The 14,133-nt window shown below is 72.9% G+C and carries 12 protein-coding genes; 2 read left to right on the top strand and 10 right to left on the bottom strand.

The window, feature by feature from the left end:
• Positions 1–76 precede the first annotated feature (76 nt).
• Together ABZ862_RS17470 and ABZ862_RS17475 are read left to right on the top strand one after the other, a co-directional pair.
• On the top strand, positions 77–1,075 hold the full coding sequence (locus tag ABZ862_RS17470) for an aldo/keto reductase (protein WP_360958691.1): 999 nt from the start codon (positions 77–79) through the stop codon (positions 1,073–1,075).
• Between the two features lie 89 nt (positions 1,076–1,164).
• On the top strand, positions 1,165–2,343 hold the full coding sequence (locus tag ABZ862_RS17475) for a PQQ-dependent sugar dehydrogenase (protein ID WP_360958694.1): 1,179 nt from the start codon (positions 1,165–1,167) through the stop codon (positions 2,341–2,343).
• A 21-nt stretch (positions 2,344–2,364) separates the two neighbouring features.
• Here ABZ862_RS17475 and ABZ862_RS17480 read toward each other — a convergent pair whose 3' ends face one another.
• The 10 genes from ABZ862_RS17480 to gatC form a co-directional block, all read right to left on the bottom strand.
• Positions 2,365–5,430 (bottom strand): AAA family ATPase, encoded by a 3,066-nt coding sequence (locus ABZ862_RS17480; RefSeq protein ID WP_360958817.1) that lies wholly within the window; start codon positions 5,428–5,430, stop codon positions 2,365–2,367.
• A gap of 92 nt (positions 5,431–5,522) precedes the next feature.
• Positions 5,523–5,708 carry a hypothetical protein gene (locus tag ABZ862_RS17485; RefSeq protein WP_360958697.1) on the bottom strand — a complete coding sequence of 62 codons (186 nt, stop codon included), beginning with the start codon at positions 5,706–5,708 and terminating at the stop codon, positions 5,523–5,525.
• A 223-nt stretch (positions 5,709–5,931) separates the two neighbouring features.
• Positions 5,932–6,621, bottom strand: coding sequence for a hypothetical protein (locus ABZ862_RS17490; protein WP_360958700.1), 690 nt, complete (start codon positions 6,619–6,621; stop codon positions 5,932–5,934).
• Between the two features lie 35 nt (positions 6,622–6,656).
• Positions 6,657–7,223 carry a GNAT family protein gene (locus ABZ862_RS17495; RefSeq protein WP_360958703.1) on the bottom strand — a complete coding sequence of 189 codons (567 nt, stop codon included), beginning with the start codon at positions 7,221–7,223 and terminating at the stop codon, positions 6,657–6,659.
• A gap of 17 nt (positions 7,224–7,240) precedes the next feature.
• A complete protein-coding gene (locus ABZ862_RS17500) occupies positions 7,241–9,547 on the bottom strand; it encodes an MMPL family transporter (protein ID WP_360958706.1) in 2,307 nt (768 codons plus the stop codon).
• A 259-nt stretch (positions 9,548–9,806) separates the two neighbouring features.
• Positions 9,807–10,127 (bottom strand): hypothetical protein, encoded by a 321-nt coding sequence (locus tag ABZ862_RS17505; protein ID WP_360958708.1) that lies wholly within the window; start codon positions 10,125–10,127, stop codon positions 9,807–9,809.
• A gap of 109 nt (positions 10,128–10,236) precedes the next feature.
• Entirely contained in the window at positions 10,237–11,751 is a 1,515-nt protein-coding gene (gene gatB, locus ABZ862_RS17510) for an Asp-tRNA(Asn)/Glu-tRNA(Gln) amidotransferase subunit GatB (RefSeq protein WP_360958711.1), read from the bottom strand.
• Positions 11,752–11,767: 16 nt separating this feature from the next.
• Positions 11,768–12,010 (bottom strand): hypothetical protein, encoded by a 243-nt coding sequence (locus ABZ862_RS17515; protein WP_360958714.1) that lies wholly within the window; start codon positions 12,008–12,010, stop codon positions 11,768–11,770.
• Positions 12,007–13,500 carry an Asp-tRNA(Asn)/Glu-tRNA(Gln) amidotransferase subunit GatA gene (gene gatA / locus ABZ862_RS17520; protein ID WP_360958717.1) on the bottom strand — a complete coding sequence of 498 codons (1,494 nt, stop codon included), beginning with the start codon at positions 13,498–13,500 and terminating at the stop codon, positions 12,007–12,009. Before gatA ends, ABZ862_RS17515 begins: the two co-directional genes overlap by 4 nt.
• A 6-nt stretch (positions 13,501–13,506) precedes the next feature.
• Positions 13,507–13,803: an Asp-tRNA(Asn)/Glu-tRNA(Gln) amidotransferase subunit GatC gene (gatC, locus tag ABZ862_RS17525; protein WP_360958720.1), complete on the bottom strand. Its 297-nt coding sequence runs from the start codon at positions 13,801–13,803 to the stop codon at positions 13,507–13,509.
• Between the last annotated feature and the right edge of the window lie 330 nt (positions 13,804–14,133).

Raw genomic sequence — 14,133 nt, forward strand, 5'->3', positions numbered from 1 at the left:
GGAGGCTATGCCAGGCACACGTCGGCGCACGGGGAAGGGTTAGGTTGGGGGCCGGAGAGCGGAGGGTCACGGGCAGGTGGAGCGCAGGACGGTCGGCGCGGGGGCACTCGGGGTGGGTGCCGTGGGACTCGGGTGCATGCCGATGAGCTGGGCCTACAGCGGGTCGCGGCAGCGGGGCGACGAGTCGGTCAGGGCGGTGCACCGGGCGCTGGACGTGGGTTCGACGCTGCTCGACACCGCCGACATGTACGGCCCGTTCACCAACGAGCTGCTGCTGGGGCGGGTGTTGAAGGAGCGCCGCGCGGACGCCTTCGTGTCGACCAAGGTCGGGCTGCTGGTCGGTGATCAGCACCTCGTGGCCAACGGCCGTCCCGGGTACGTGAAACGTGCCTGCGACGCGTCTCTCCGCCGTCTCCAGACGGATGTCATCGACCTCTACCAGTTGCACCGTGCCGACCCGGAGGTCCCGGTCCAGGAGACCTGGGGCGCCATGGCGGACCTCGTACGGGCCGGGAAGGTAAGGGCGTTGGGCCTGTGCGCGGTGGGTGTCCGCGGCGGTCGCCGCTCCGGAGCCGGTCCGTACGACGCGACGCTCCGTCAGCTGACGCGTATTCAGCAGGTCTTCCCGGTGAGCGCGGTGCAGGCCGAGCTGTCGGTGTGGTCGCGCGAGGCGCTGGAGGCGCTGCTGCCGTGGTGCCGGGCGCGCGGGGTGGGTTTCCTCGCGGCGATGCCGCTGGGCAACGGTTTCCTCACCGGCACGCTCACCCCGGGCGAGGGGTTCGAGCCGGACGACCTGCGGGCGCGGCATCCCCGTTTCACCGCCGAGATGATGGCGGCCAACCAGCCGATCGTGGTGGGCCTGCGCCGTGTCGCCCGCCGCCACGGCGAGCATGTCACCCCGGCCCAGGTGGCGCTGGCCTGGACGCTGGCCCAGGGCGGGCACGTGATCCCGGTCCCGGGCACCAAACGCGAGCGCTGTGTCACGGAGAACGCCCACGCGGCCGCCCTCGCCCTGACCTCCCGGGACCTCACAGAGCTGGCCGCGCTCCCGCCGGCCCGGGAATCATGGATCTGAGCCTCCTGGAAGCCGTCCGGGGGTACCCGTGCCCGTGAAGCCCGGAGAGACCCGGGCACACGGCCCGTCCAGGGAAGGACCCCCACCCCATGCCGGCCACCGCCCCCCACCGCACCGCATCCGCCGTACTGACGGTGACCGCGCTCCTGCTGGCGGCAGCCTGTTCCTCCGGCGACGGCGGCACCGGCGCCCCGGGCCGGAGCAGCGGCGGCAGCACGTCCCCGGCCTCCTCCTCCGCCGCCGCCTCCGGGACCGCGGCCCCGCTCCCGCCCGCCAAGGGCTCCGCCCGGGTGCTCCGCACGGTCACCACCGGCCTGACCACCCCGTGGGGCCTCGCCGTTCTTCCCGGCGGTGACCTGCTGGTCTCCTCGCGCGACGACGGCACGATCACCCGGGTGGACGTGAGGACGGGCGGCAAGACGGTGCTGGGCACGGTCTCGGGCGTCTTTGCCGCCGGTGAGGGCGGCCTGCTCGGCATCGCGCTCTCCCCGTCGTACGCCTCCGATCACATGATCTACGCGTACTTCACCTCGGCTTCCGACAACCGCATCGTGCGGATGCTCCACGACGGGAAGAAGCCGGCCGGTGAGCAGCTGGGAGCCCCCGACACGGTCTTCAAGGGCATCCCCAAGGGCGCGATCCACAACGGCGGCCGGATCGCCTTCGGCCCCGACGGGATGCTGTACGCCGGTACGGGCGAGAGCGGCCGGCGCGGGCTGGCCCAGGACAGGAAGTCCCTCGGCGGCAAGATCCTCAGGATCACCCCGGAGGGCGAACCGGCCCCGGGCGATCCCTTCCCCGGCTCGCCCGTCTACAGCTACGGCCACCGCAATGTGCAGGGCCTGGCCTGGGACAGCCGGCAGCGTCTGTTCGCCTCGGAGTTCGGCCAGGACACCTGGGACGAGCTGAACGCGATCAAGCCGGGCGGCAACTACGGCTGGCCGGAGGCGGAGGGCAGGTCCACGAACCCGGCGTACCGGAATCCGGTCACCCAGTGGCACACCGACGAGGCATCCCCCAGCGGCATCGCCTACGTCGACGGTGTGATCTGGGTGGCCGCCCTCAAGGGCCGGCGCCTGTGGCGGGTCCCGCTGGACGGCACCAGGCCGGCGGCCGCCCCCCAGTCCTTCCTCCAGGGCGCCTACGGCCGCCTGCGGACCGTCGTCGCGGCGGGCGGCGGCAGGCTCTGGCTGACGACCAGCAACACGGACGGCCGCGGCACCCCCGCGAAGGGGGACGACCGGATCCTGGAGGTGCAGGTGCGATAGGGCCCGGCTCCCGTCCGGCCGTCAGCCCACCCCCGCCCGGTCCTCCGCGCCGTCCGCGAAGAGCCCCGACCGGTGCGCCACCGCCGCCGCCTCGCCGCGGCCCGAGACGCCCAGCTTGCCCAGGATGTTGGACACGTGGACGCTGGCCGTCTTCGGGGAGATGAAGAGTTCCTCGGCTATCTGCCGGTTGGTACGGCCCTCGGCGACCAGGCGCAGGACGTCGTGTTCACGGCTGGTGAGGCCGAAGGACCGGGCGGGGCCGAGGGCACGCGGGACGGGTCCGGTGAGGGGGAGGCGGGCGCGCTGGGCGAGCAGGGTGACGGCGTCGGCGAGCGGGCGGGCGCCGAGGTGACCGGCGACGGCGTGCGCCAGGCGGAGCAGTTCGGCGGCCCGGTCACGCTCGTCGTCGCCGCCCCCGGTGAGCAGCGCCTCGGCGAGGCGGTGGCGGACCCGGGCGAGGGCGTAGGGCCGCTCCAGGGGTTCGACGGCGGTGAGGACCCCGGACCAGTCCGCGGCGCCGGCGCGGCCCTCGGCGCGCAGCAGTTCGGCGCGCACCCAGTGGTCGTAGGCCCGCCAGACGGGGACGCCGGTGGCGACGGACTTGGCGGCGGCGCGGATGGCCGCGACGGTCCCGGCGCGGCCCGGCTCGCTGCCGGGGCGGCCGACGGCGTCGCCCTCGACGGAGGCCGCGGCCAGCAGGAGGGGCCACACCTCGCGCTGGGTGCCGGGCGGGAAGCCGTCGTCCAGGGCGCGCCGGAGTTCACGGCGGGCGTCGGGCAGGCGGTCCTCGCGCGCGGCGAGTTCGATGGTGAGCCGCGTCAGCGGCAGGACGTGCTGGGGTGCCTTGTCGTGGGTGCCGTAGTACGCGCGGGCGGCGGCGAGCCGGCGTCCGGCGCCGGTGAGGTCGCCGCGGGCGAGGGCGAGTTCGGCGCGCAGGGCGGCGTGGAAGCCCCGGGGCTTGGCGCTCTGGCCGATGCGCTCCGCCTTGTCGCCCGCCGCTACGGCTTCGTCCCAGCGGCCGAGTGTGCAGAGGGACTCGGCGAGGTTGCCCCATATCCACGCCTCGGAGTCGAGGAGCCCGTGACTGCGGGTGTGGGCGAGGCCCTCCTCCAGGATCGGCAGGGCCTCGCGGGAGCGGCCGACGGATTCCAGGTAACTGGGGAGGTTCACATAGGCGCGGCCCGCCACCGCGTACATGCCGTCCTCGACGGTGCGTTCCTTGACCTCGGCCATCTCGGTGATCCCGGCCTCCGCGTGCCCCGCGCCGACCATCAGGCCGGCGAGGGTGAGGCGGGCGTTCATCTCGATCTCGCGGGCGCCCACCATGCGCGCGTACTCGACGGCGAGTTCGGCGGCGGAGAAGGCGTCGGGGCCGGGGGTGTGGAGCATGGACCAGTTGGCGACGTTGGCCAGGACGTCGGCGTGCACCTCGGACGGCGGCAGACCGCGCACGAGTTCCTGGGCGGTGCCGAGTTCCTGCCAGCCGTCGCCGCGGCCCTGCGCCTGGACCAGGCGGGAGCGCTGGGTCCAGAACCAGGCGGCGCGCAGCGGGTCGAAGTCGTCCTCCAGGTGGCGCAGGGCGCGCTTGATGATCTTCAGGGCCCGTTCCCGCTCCCCGCCGAACCGGCCGGCGACGGCGGCCTCGGCCAGGAGGTCGAGGTAGCGCAGGGGTGTGGTCTCGGGGTCGCGGCCGCTGGGGGTCCCCCCGCGCCTTTCGGGCTGTGGGGGAGGGTAGACCTCGGTGTGGTCGACGGGGCGGAGATGGGCGCGGACGTCCTCGGGGACCGTGTCCCACAGCTCCATCGCCCGCTCCAGCAGGCGCAGTTGTTCGCTGTAGGCGTGCCTGCGGCGGGCGGTGACGGAGGCGTCGAGGACGGCGGGGAGGGCTTTGGCGGGGTCGTGGGCCTGGTACCAGTAGCTGGCCAGGCGGGTGGTGCGCTGTTCGGCGGGCACCAGCGTCGGGTCGGCTTCCAGGGCCTCGGCGTAACGGCGGTTGATGCGGGAGCGTTCGCCGGGCAGCAGGTCGTCGCTGACGGCCTCGCGGACCAGGGAATGGCGGAAGCGGTAGCCGTCGTCGGCGGGAGCGGCCTGCAGGATGCCCGCGTTGACGGCGGCGCGCAGCGCCTCGATGAGGTCGTCCTCGGTGAGCCGGGCGACGGCGGCGAGCAGCCGGTACTCGACGGTGGAGCCGCCCTCGGCGACGATCCTGGCGACCCGCTGCGCGGTCTCGGGCAGGGTCTCGACGCGGACCAGGAGGAGGTCGCGGAGCGAGTCGGACAGGCCGGTGCAGCAGCCCTCGGTCAGGGCGACGGCGAGTTCCTCGACGAAGAACGCGTTGCCGTCGGAGCGGCCGAAGATGTCGTCGACCTGGGCGGGGTCGGGTTCGGCGGCGAGGATGCCGGCGATCTGGCAGCTCGCCTCGGCACGGGTGAAGCGGGCCAGTTCGAGGCGGCGCACGGTGCGCAGCCGGTCGAGCTCGGCGAGCAGGGGCCGCAGCGGATGGCGGCGGTGGATGTCGTCGGAGCGGTAGCTGCCCAGGACGACGAGGCGGCCGGTGCGCAGGGTGCGGACGAGGTAGGACAGGAGGTGGCGGGTGGAGGCGTCGGCCCAGTGGAGATCCTCCAGGACGAGGACGACGGTACGGTCGGCGGCGACGCGTTCCAGTACGCGCGCGGTGAGGGCGTAGAGGCGGGCCATGCCCTCCTCTACGTGCCGTCCCGGCCCGGCCTCGCCCAGTTCGGGCAGCAGCCGGGCCAGTTCCTCCTCCTGTCCCGCGGCCGCGGCGGCCAGTTCGGCGGGCAGTGCGCGGCGCAGCGCGCGCAGGGCCGTGGAGAACGGGGCGAACGGGAGTCCGTCGGCGCCGATCTCCACGCAGCCGCCGAGCGCGACGACGGCCCCGGTCCGGCAGGCGGCCGCGGCGAACTCCTCGATCAGCCGTGTCTTGCCCACACCCGCCTCGCCGCCGACGAGCAGCGCCTGCGGCTCCCCCGCGGCGGCACGGGCGAGCGCGTCGTGCAGGGTGTCCAACTCGTCGGCGCGGCCGACGAACACCGGACTGACGGACCTGGTCTCCACGGCCCCGAGCATCGCACGGGGGTCTGACAAACCGGCATTCGTTTTTCGCACAGCCGAGCGGTTCGAGGTGCCGGACCGGCGTGCCGGGGCACCGGCGGCGGTGCTCATACGGCCCGGGGGGTCCGGAACCACCGGCGACGGCGGCTGTCGTCGGCGTCCTCGGCAGCACGTGAGGCGTCTTCCGCGCGGGCGGCCCGGCGGCCTCGCACCGCCTCCCGGGCAAGGCGGTGCTGCTCGGCCTCGCGGCGCAGATCGGCGGACCGGAGGTGGTGGAGGTCGTACTCCTGCATGGTGTCTCCCTGACGGACGGCGGTGGTGGTCGCCGATCCGCGTGACCGCCGGTCAGCGACGCCTCCACGGTCGTCCGCCAGGGGTGCCCGCCGCATCGGGAGAGTTCCGCATCTTCCGGTGCCGGGCGGGGCCTCAGCCGCGGCCGAGGGGCCCGGTGGGCTCCGTAAGGCGCCCACCGGGGCCGGTAAGGCCCCTCATGGCCCGCGGCGGGCCGGGGGTGGGTCAGCTGCTCGTCGAGGGGAGGGCCAGGAGGGCGTCCGTGTACTTGAGGACGGCCAGCAGGAGGCCTACGACGCCGAGGACGACGCCTGCCCAGGCGACCGACCTGATCCAGGGGGCCTGGGTGCGGCCGGGAGTGCCGAAGGCGGGGCGGGCGAGGACGGCGACGCCGGTGATCAGCGCGGTCAGGGCGAAGAGGCCGGCCCACAGGGCCGTGGTGTGCCAGGCGTCGCCGTAGATCTCCTTGATCTGCTTGGCGACGCTCGCCGAGGACGAGGTCTGGAGCTGGCCGACGAGGGTCTCGCGGGCGGCGGCGACCGAGCCGATCCAGCCGCCGGTGAGGGAGACCAGGCCGAGGACGGCGGAGACGACGGCGGCGGCGCCCTGGCCGACACCGGCGGGGGGCTCGGCGGCGGGGAGTTCCCCGCCGTCCAGGAGATCGTCCAGCAGGTCGTCGTCGGACTCGTCCGAGGCGTCGGACTCGTCGGACTCGTCGTCCTCCGCTGCGGCGGTGCCGGCGGTCTCCGTGCCGGCCTCGGCCGGTGTGCCGGTGGCGGCCTGCTCCGCCGCTGTCTCCGTCTCCTGTGCCGCTTCCGCTTCCGCCGTCCGCGCGGCGGCCTTCTCCTCGGTGGCTGCGCCGGTGGCTCCGGTGCCGGTTTCTGTCGTGGCCTCGTCAGTCGTCTTCGTTCCCATGGGGCGCACGCTACGGAGGCTGTCTGAGAGGGTTCTTAATATCCGCCGCGCGCACGCGCCGCGTGCCATTCCGGGGCGAGGACCGACCAGATCTCGATGTCGTGCCGTGTCCCGCGGTGCGGGTGGCTCTCGCGGAGGACGGCGTCCCGGGTCATCCCGAGGCTCCGGGCGACGGCGATGCTCGCCTTGTTGCCGCTCGCCGCGTGCCACTCCGCACGGTGGATGCCGCGCTCGTCGAAGGCCCAGTCGAGCAGCACCCGTATCGCGCGCGTGACGAGGCCCCGGCCGATCGCCGCGGGCTCCAGCCAGCAGCCGACCTCACAGGTGCCCCGGGCGGCGTCGAAGGTGCGGAACAGGACGCCGCCGACCAGCGTGCCGGAGAGCCAGATGCCGTGCAGGCCGCCGCTGTCCTCGGCACGCTGCCGGGCATATCTGAGCAGCAGGGCGCGGGCGGAGTCGGCGTCGGTCTCCCGGGAGCCGAAGGCGATGTACTGCCCGACGAACTCGCGTCCCCGGTCGAGATGGGCGAGGAACTCCTCGGCGTGCCAGGACTCCAGGGGCCGCAGTTCGGCGCCGTCGTCACCCAGGGATATCGCGTACATGCCCGCCCCTCACGTCCTCACTCGGTCTCCGGCTCCCGTACGGCCGCGCCCGGCGTCTCCCCGGCCGGGGTCCGCGGGGCCGGGAGGTCCGCCGTCCGCACGCCGTCCAGCGCGTCCGCCACCAGCGCGTCCGCCACTTCGGCGTCCGCCGCGGCGGCAAGCCTCTCATGAGCGGCGCGGCACTCGGGCGGTTCGATGCTGATGCGGGGCAGGACGCGGTCGACGCTGCGGGGCAGCCACCAGTTGGCGGCGCCGAGCAGGTGCATGAGGGCGGGCACCAGCAGGGTGCGCAGGACGAAGGCGTCGAGGGCGACGGCGGCGGCGAGCGCGATGCCGAACATCGCGATCACCCGGTCGCCGCTGAGCACGAAGGCGAGGAACACCGAGATCATGATGACGGCGGCGGAGTTGATCACGCGGCTGGTCTCGGCGAGGCCGACGCGGACGGCGACCCGGTTGTCGCCGGTCTCCAGCCACTCCTCGTACATCCGGCTGACCAGGAACACCTGGTAGTCCATGGAGAGCCCGAAGAGGACGGACACCATGATCACGGGGAGGAACGGTTCGATCGGACCGGCGCGGCCGAGGCCGAGGAACTCGCTGCCCCAGCCCCACTGGAAGATCGCCACGACGACGCCGAAGGCGGCGGTCACGGCGGCCACGTTCATCACGGCGGCCTTGACCGGGATGCCGACCGACCGGAAGGCCATCAGCAGCAGGATGCCGCCGAGCCCGATGACGGCGCCCACGAACACCGGCATCTTGCCGACGATGACGCCCGCGAAGTCGTCGTAGCTCGCGGTCACGCCGCCCACGTGCACGTCGAGGGAGGTGCCGGTCTCGGCCCGCGGGAGGACCTCGGTGCGCAGCCGGTCGACGAGGTCGCTGGTGCGCTGCGACTGGGGCGCGGAGTCGGGGACGACGGTGACGTAGGCGGTGCTGCCGCCGGTGCCGTAGGTCACCGGGGTGACGCCCGCGACGCCGTCGGTGGCCTGCAGGGTGGCGCCGAGGTTGTCCAGGGAGAGCCGGTCGGCGGCGCCGTGGACCTCGGTGACGAGGGTGAGGGGGCCGTTGACGCCGGGGCCGAAGCCGTCGGCGAGGAGGTCGTAGGCCTGCCGGGTGGTGGTGGACTTCGGGTCGTTGCCCTGGTCCGAGGTGCCCAGCCGCAGGGAGAACGCCGGCAGGGCGAGGACGGCGATGACGAGGACGGCGAGCGAGCCGAGCAGCTTGGGCCGGCGTTCCACGAACGCGGACCAGCGGGCGGCGAACCCGGTCGGCACCTCCGGCTCGGGGCCGGTCTCGGCGAGGCGGCGCCGTTCGCGCCGGCTGAGGGCGCGCATGCCGATGAAGGACAGCAGCGCGGGCAGCAGGGTCACGGAGGCGGCGACGGTGAGCACCACGGTCAGCGAGGCGGCGACGGCGACGCCGTTGAGGAAGTTCAGCCGCAGGATCAGCATCCCCAGCAGTGCTATGCAAACGGTGGCACCTGCGAAGACCACGGCGCGTCCCGTGGTGGCCACGGCGGTGGTGGCGGCCTCGGTGACGGTGAGTCCGCGCTTCAGTCCGCGCCGGTGCCGGGTGACGATGAAGAGGGCGTAGTCGATGCCGACACCGAGCCCGATGAGCATGCCGAGCATGGGCGCGAAGTCGGCGACGGTCATGGCGTGGCCGAGCAGCGCGATGCCGGCGTAGGCGGTGCCGACGCCGGTGAGCGCGGTGGCGATGGGCAGCAGCGAGGCGGCGAGCGAGCCGAAGGCGAGGAAGAGCACGACGGCGGCCACGACCACGCCGACGATCTCGGCGAGGTGGCCGCCGGAGGTCTGGGTGCCGGAGACGGCGGTGCCGCCGAGCTCGACCCGGAGCCCCGCGGTCTGGGCGGACCTGGCGGTGTCCACCACGGCGCGGGCCTCGGACGCGGGGATGTCCGCGGCCTGCCGGTCGAAGGTGACGGTGGCGTACGCGGTGTGCGCGTCGGCGCTGACGCGTCCGGCGCCCTGGCCGTCGTAGGGGCTGGTCACGGCGGCGACACCGGGCAGGCCGGCGACCTTGTCGAGAGTGGCGGTCATCGTCTGCTCGACGTCGGAGGCGCGGACGGTGCCGGACGTGGTGTGCCAGACGATGGTGTCGCTGTCGCCGGAGAGACCGGGGAAGCCCTTCTCCAGCAGCTGCATGGCACGGCCGGACTCGGTGCCCGGGACGTCGTAGTCGTTGGAGTAGGCGGAGCCCGCGACGGCGGACGCGGCGGTCACCCCGCCGAGGGCGAGAAGCCACAGCAGGACCACCAGGAGGCGGTGCCGGACACTCCAGCGTGCGAGGGCTGCCACGAGCGTGCTCCCAGCGTGCGATGGGTGGATCTTTGACCGGGAAACAGCCGTTTCTGCACTGAACAGCCCGCAAAGAACGCATGAGCAATGCGTTCACTCTCGCAGGTGAAAGTGATCCTTTGAGCCGTTTGTGCACCGGTTCACAAGACTGGGAGACACATCACAGGACAGTTACGACGACTCTGTAGCCTGGGGTGACGCGCCTCACGTGACCGCGCGCACAGCCGGGGCGGCGGTCGGACACGTGCTCGGCGGGCGCTCAGTCGAACTGGTCGCCCAGGGCCATCACCATGACGCCGGCGATCATCAGCCACAGGGCGCGACGGGTGCGGCCGCGGGCGCCGAGGAACGCCGCCAGGGCGCAGACCGCGGCGCCGCCGGCGTAGGCGGCGGGCACCAGGACCGGGGCGGACCCGGTGAGACGGAGCAGCGAGGCGCCGAGTCCGGCGAGGGTGAGCAGGGTTCCGGTGACGGTCGCCGTCCAGCGGGCCCGGCGCGCCTCGGTGGCCGGGGCGTCGGCGTCCGTCACCTCGGGTATCCCGGGTGGTGTGTGCGTATGGGAATCGCCGCGTCCTCTCATGACCGGGGAGCCTAGCGCCTCGCACCGGGCCCTTCGGACACCGGGCAGCACGGAGGGGGTGCGCCGGGACCCGGCACACCCCCTCCGTCCCGTTCCGGCCGGGTGGGCCTCAGCCCTCGCTCACGCCCAGCTTCTGAAGGATCAGTTCCTTGACGCGGGCCGCGTCGGCCTGGCCACGGGTGGCCTTCATGACCGCGCCGACCAGGGCACCGGCCGCGGCCGTCTTGCCGCCGCGGATCTTGTCGGCGACGCCCGGGTTGCCGGCGATGGCCGCGTCGACGGCCGCGCCGAGCGCGGAGTCGTCGGAGACGACCTTCAGCCCGCGCTTGTCGACGACCTCGTCCGGGGTCCCCTCACCGGCGAGGACGCCCTCGATGACCTGGCGGGCCAGCTTGTCGTTCAGGTCGCCCTTCGTGACCAGCTCGGTCACCCTGGCGACCTGCCGCGGGGTGATCGCCAGCTCGTCGAGCCCCGTGCCGGACTCGTTGGCGCTGCGGGCCAGCTCACCCATCCACCACTTGCGGGCGGAGGCCGCGTCGGCACCGGCGTCGATCGTGGCGACGATCAGGTCGAGCGCGGCCGCGTTGATGATCGCCTGCATGTCGGTCGCGGAGATGCCCCACTCCGTGAGCAGCCGGTTGCGGCGGGCCAGCGGCAGCTCGGGCAGCCCGGCGCGGATCTCCTCGACCCACTCGCGGGAGGGCGCCACCGGGACGAGGTCGGGCTCCGGGAAGTACCGGTAGTCCTCGGCCTCCTCCTTGACCCGGCCGGAGGTGGTGGACCCGGTGTCCTCGTGGAAGTGCCGGGTCTCCTGGACGATGGTGCCGCCGGAGGAGAGCACGGCCGCGTGGCGCATGATCTCGAACCGGGCCGCGCGCTCCACGGAACGCAGCGAGTTGACGTTCTTCGTCTCCGAGCGGGTGCCGAACTTCTCGGCGTCCTTCCGCATCAGCGACAGGTTGACGTCGCAGCGCATCTGGCCCACCTCCATGCGCGCCTCGGACACGCCGAGCGCCTTGATGAGCTCGCGCAGCTCCCGCACGTACGCCTTCGCCACCTCGGGAGCACGGTCACCGGCGCCGGTGATCGGCTTGGTGACGATCTCGATCAGCGGGATGCCGGCGCGGTTGTAGTCCAGCAGGGAGTGGGACGCGCCGTGGATACGGCCGGTGGCGCCGCCGATGTGCGTCGACTTGCCGGTGTCCTCCTCCATGTGGGCGCGCTCGATCTCGACGCGGAAGGTCTCCCCGTCCTCCAACTGCACGTCGAGGTAGCCGTCGAAGGCGATCGGCTCGTCGTACTGGGAGGTCTGGAAGTTCTTCGGCATGTCCGGATAGAAGTAGTTCTTCCGGGCGAAGCGGCACCACTCGGCGATCTCGCAGTTCAGCGCGAGACCGATCTTGATCGCGGACTCCACGCCGGTCGCGTTGACGACCGGGAGCGAGCCGGGCATGCCGAGGCAGGTGGGGCAGGTCTGCGAGTTGGGCTCGGCGCCGAGTTCGGTGGAGCAGCCGCAGAACATCTTGGTGCGGGTGCCGAGCTCGACATGGACCTCGAGGCCCATGACGGGGTCGTAGGACGCCAGTGCGTCCTCGTACGACACCAGGTCGGTCGTGGTGGTCACGGTGAAAACTTCCCTCTCAGCCCAGCAGGACGTCGTCGTCGCCCAGCCGCTTCAGCTCGCGGACCAGGATGGCGAGACCGGTGACGATCGCCGCCGCCGACACCGCGGCGTCGATCAGCAGCAGGGTGTCCTGCTCGGACCTGGCCTTCCTGATCTGCTTGACCGCACCCAGCGCGCCGAAGGCGGTGGTCGCGATGGACAGGTACGTACCGGTGCGGGACTTCTTGAAGCCCTTGGCCTTGGACAGTGCGTTGCTCACAGTGCCGGAGCCTCCTCGAGGAGCGGGTGACCCCACCTTTCCACGAAGGCGGCCTCGACGGCGGCACCGACCTTGTAGAGCCGGTCGTCCTGGAGCGCCGGTGCGATGATCTGCAGTCCGACCGGGAGGTTGTCCTCGGGGGCGAGACCGCAGGGCAGCGACATGGCCGCGTTGCCCGCGAGGTTGGTCGGGATGGTGCAGAGGTCGGCGAGGTACATCGCCATCGGGTCGTCGGCGCGCTCACCGATCGGGAAGGCGGTGGTCGGGGTCGTCGGGGAGACGATCACGTCGACCTGCTCGAACGCCTTCTCGAAGTCCCGCGTGATGAGGGTGCGGACCTTCTGGGCGCTGCCGTAGTACGCGTCGTAGTAGCCGCTCGACAGGGCGTACGTGCCGAGCATGATGCGGCGCTTGACCTCGGCGCCGAAGCCCGCCTCACGGGTGAGGGAGGTGACCTCCTCGGCGGAGTGCGTGCCGTCGTCGCCGGTCCGCAGGCCGTAGCGCAGGCCGTCGAAGCGGGCCAGGTTGGAGGAGCACTCGGAGGGCGCGATCAGGTAGTACGCCGACAGGGCGAGGTCGAAGGACGGGCAGTCCAGCTCGACGATCTCGGCGCCCAGCTCCTTCAGCAGCGCGACGGACTCGTCGAAGCGCTGGATGACGCCGGCCTGGTAGCCCTCGCCGCGGAACTGCCTGACCACGCCGATCCGCATGCCGTCGACGCTGCCGTTGCGGGCGGCCTCGACGACCGGCGGGACGGGCGTGTCGATCGACGTGGAGTCCAGCGGGTCGTGTCCGGCGATCACCTCGTGCAGCAGCGCCGCGTCCAGGACCGTACGGGCGCAGGGACCGCCCTGGTCCAGGGAGGACGAGAAGGCGACCATGCCGTAGCGGGAGACCGCGCCGTACGTCGGCTTCACGCCGACCGTGCCGGTGACGGCCGCGGGCTGGCGGATGGAGCCGCCGGTGTCGGTGCCGATGGCGAGCGGGGCCTGGTAGGAGGCGAGCGCCGCGGAGGAGCCGCCGCCGGAGCCGCCGGGGATCCGGGTGAGGTCCCACGGGTTGCCGGTCGGCCCGAACGCGCTGTTCTCCGTCGAGGACCCCATGGCGAACTCGTCCATGTTGGTCTTGCCGAGGATGATCACGTCGGCGGCCTTCAGCCGCTTGGTGAGCGTCGCGTCGTACGGCGGGATCCAGCCCTCGAGGATCTTCGAACCGACCGTCGTGGGCACGCCCTCGGTGGTGAAGATGTCCTTGAGTGCGAGCGGCACGCCGGCCAGCGGGCCGAGCTTCTCGCCGCGCTCGCGCTTGGCGTCCACGGCGCGGGCCTGCGCCAGGGCGCCCTCGCGGTCGATGTGCAGGAAGGCGTGGACCTTCTCGTCGACGGCCTCGATCCGGGCGAGGTGCGCCTCGGTGACCTCGACGGCGGTGAGGTCACCGGCGGCGATCCTCGCGGCGATCTCGGCCGCGGTGAGCTTGATGATGTCCGTCATGGCTGTCTACTCCTCCCCCAGGATCTGCGGCACCTTGAAACGCTGCTGCTCCTGGGCCGGGGCGCCGGAGAGCGCCTGCGCGGGGGTGAGCGACGGACGGACCTCGTCCGCCCGCATGACGTTCGTCAGCGGGAGCGGGTGCGAGGTCGGCGGTACGTCTTGGTCGGCGACCTCACTGACGCGGGCCACCGCGCCGATGATGTCGTCCAGCTGTCCCGCGAAGTGATCGAGCTCTTCGGGCTTCAGCTCCAGACGCGCCAGCCGGGCGAGGTGGGCGACCTCCTCGCGCGTGATGCCAGGCATGCAGCGTTCCTCTGGGGTGAGTGAGTGTGCTTTGGGCCCAATCCTAGGGTGCGGGGGCACCGGACCGTGAAACGGTTTGCCGCGGGCCGCTCCCGGCACCAACCACCACGACGGTCCACCGACACCGAACGGACGGCCCAGAACGGCCGACACCGACACGGCACAGATACCCGACGGACCACCGAACCGCCGGACCGATCAGCCGACGGGCCGACAGGCCGACAGGCCGATCAGCCGACTGCCGACGGGCCGCGGCAGCAGACCGGGCACGGGACCGGACGGCCAGCGGGCGGCGGACGGCAGGCAGCGGGGCGGACGGCAGGCAGCGGA

Origin of the sequence: Streptomyces sp. NPDC047000 (assembly GCF_040644295.1) — a bacterium.
Taxonomy (GTDB): Bacteria; Actinomycetota; Actinomycetes; order Streptomycetales; family Streptomycetaceae; genus Streptomyces.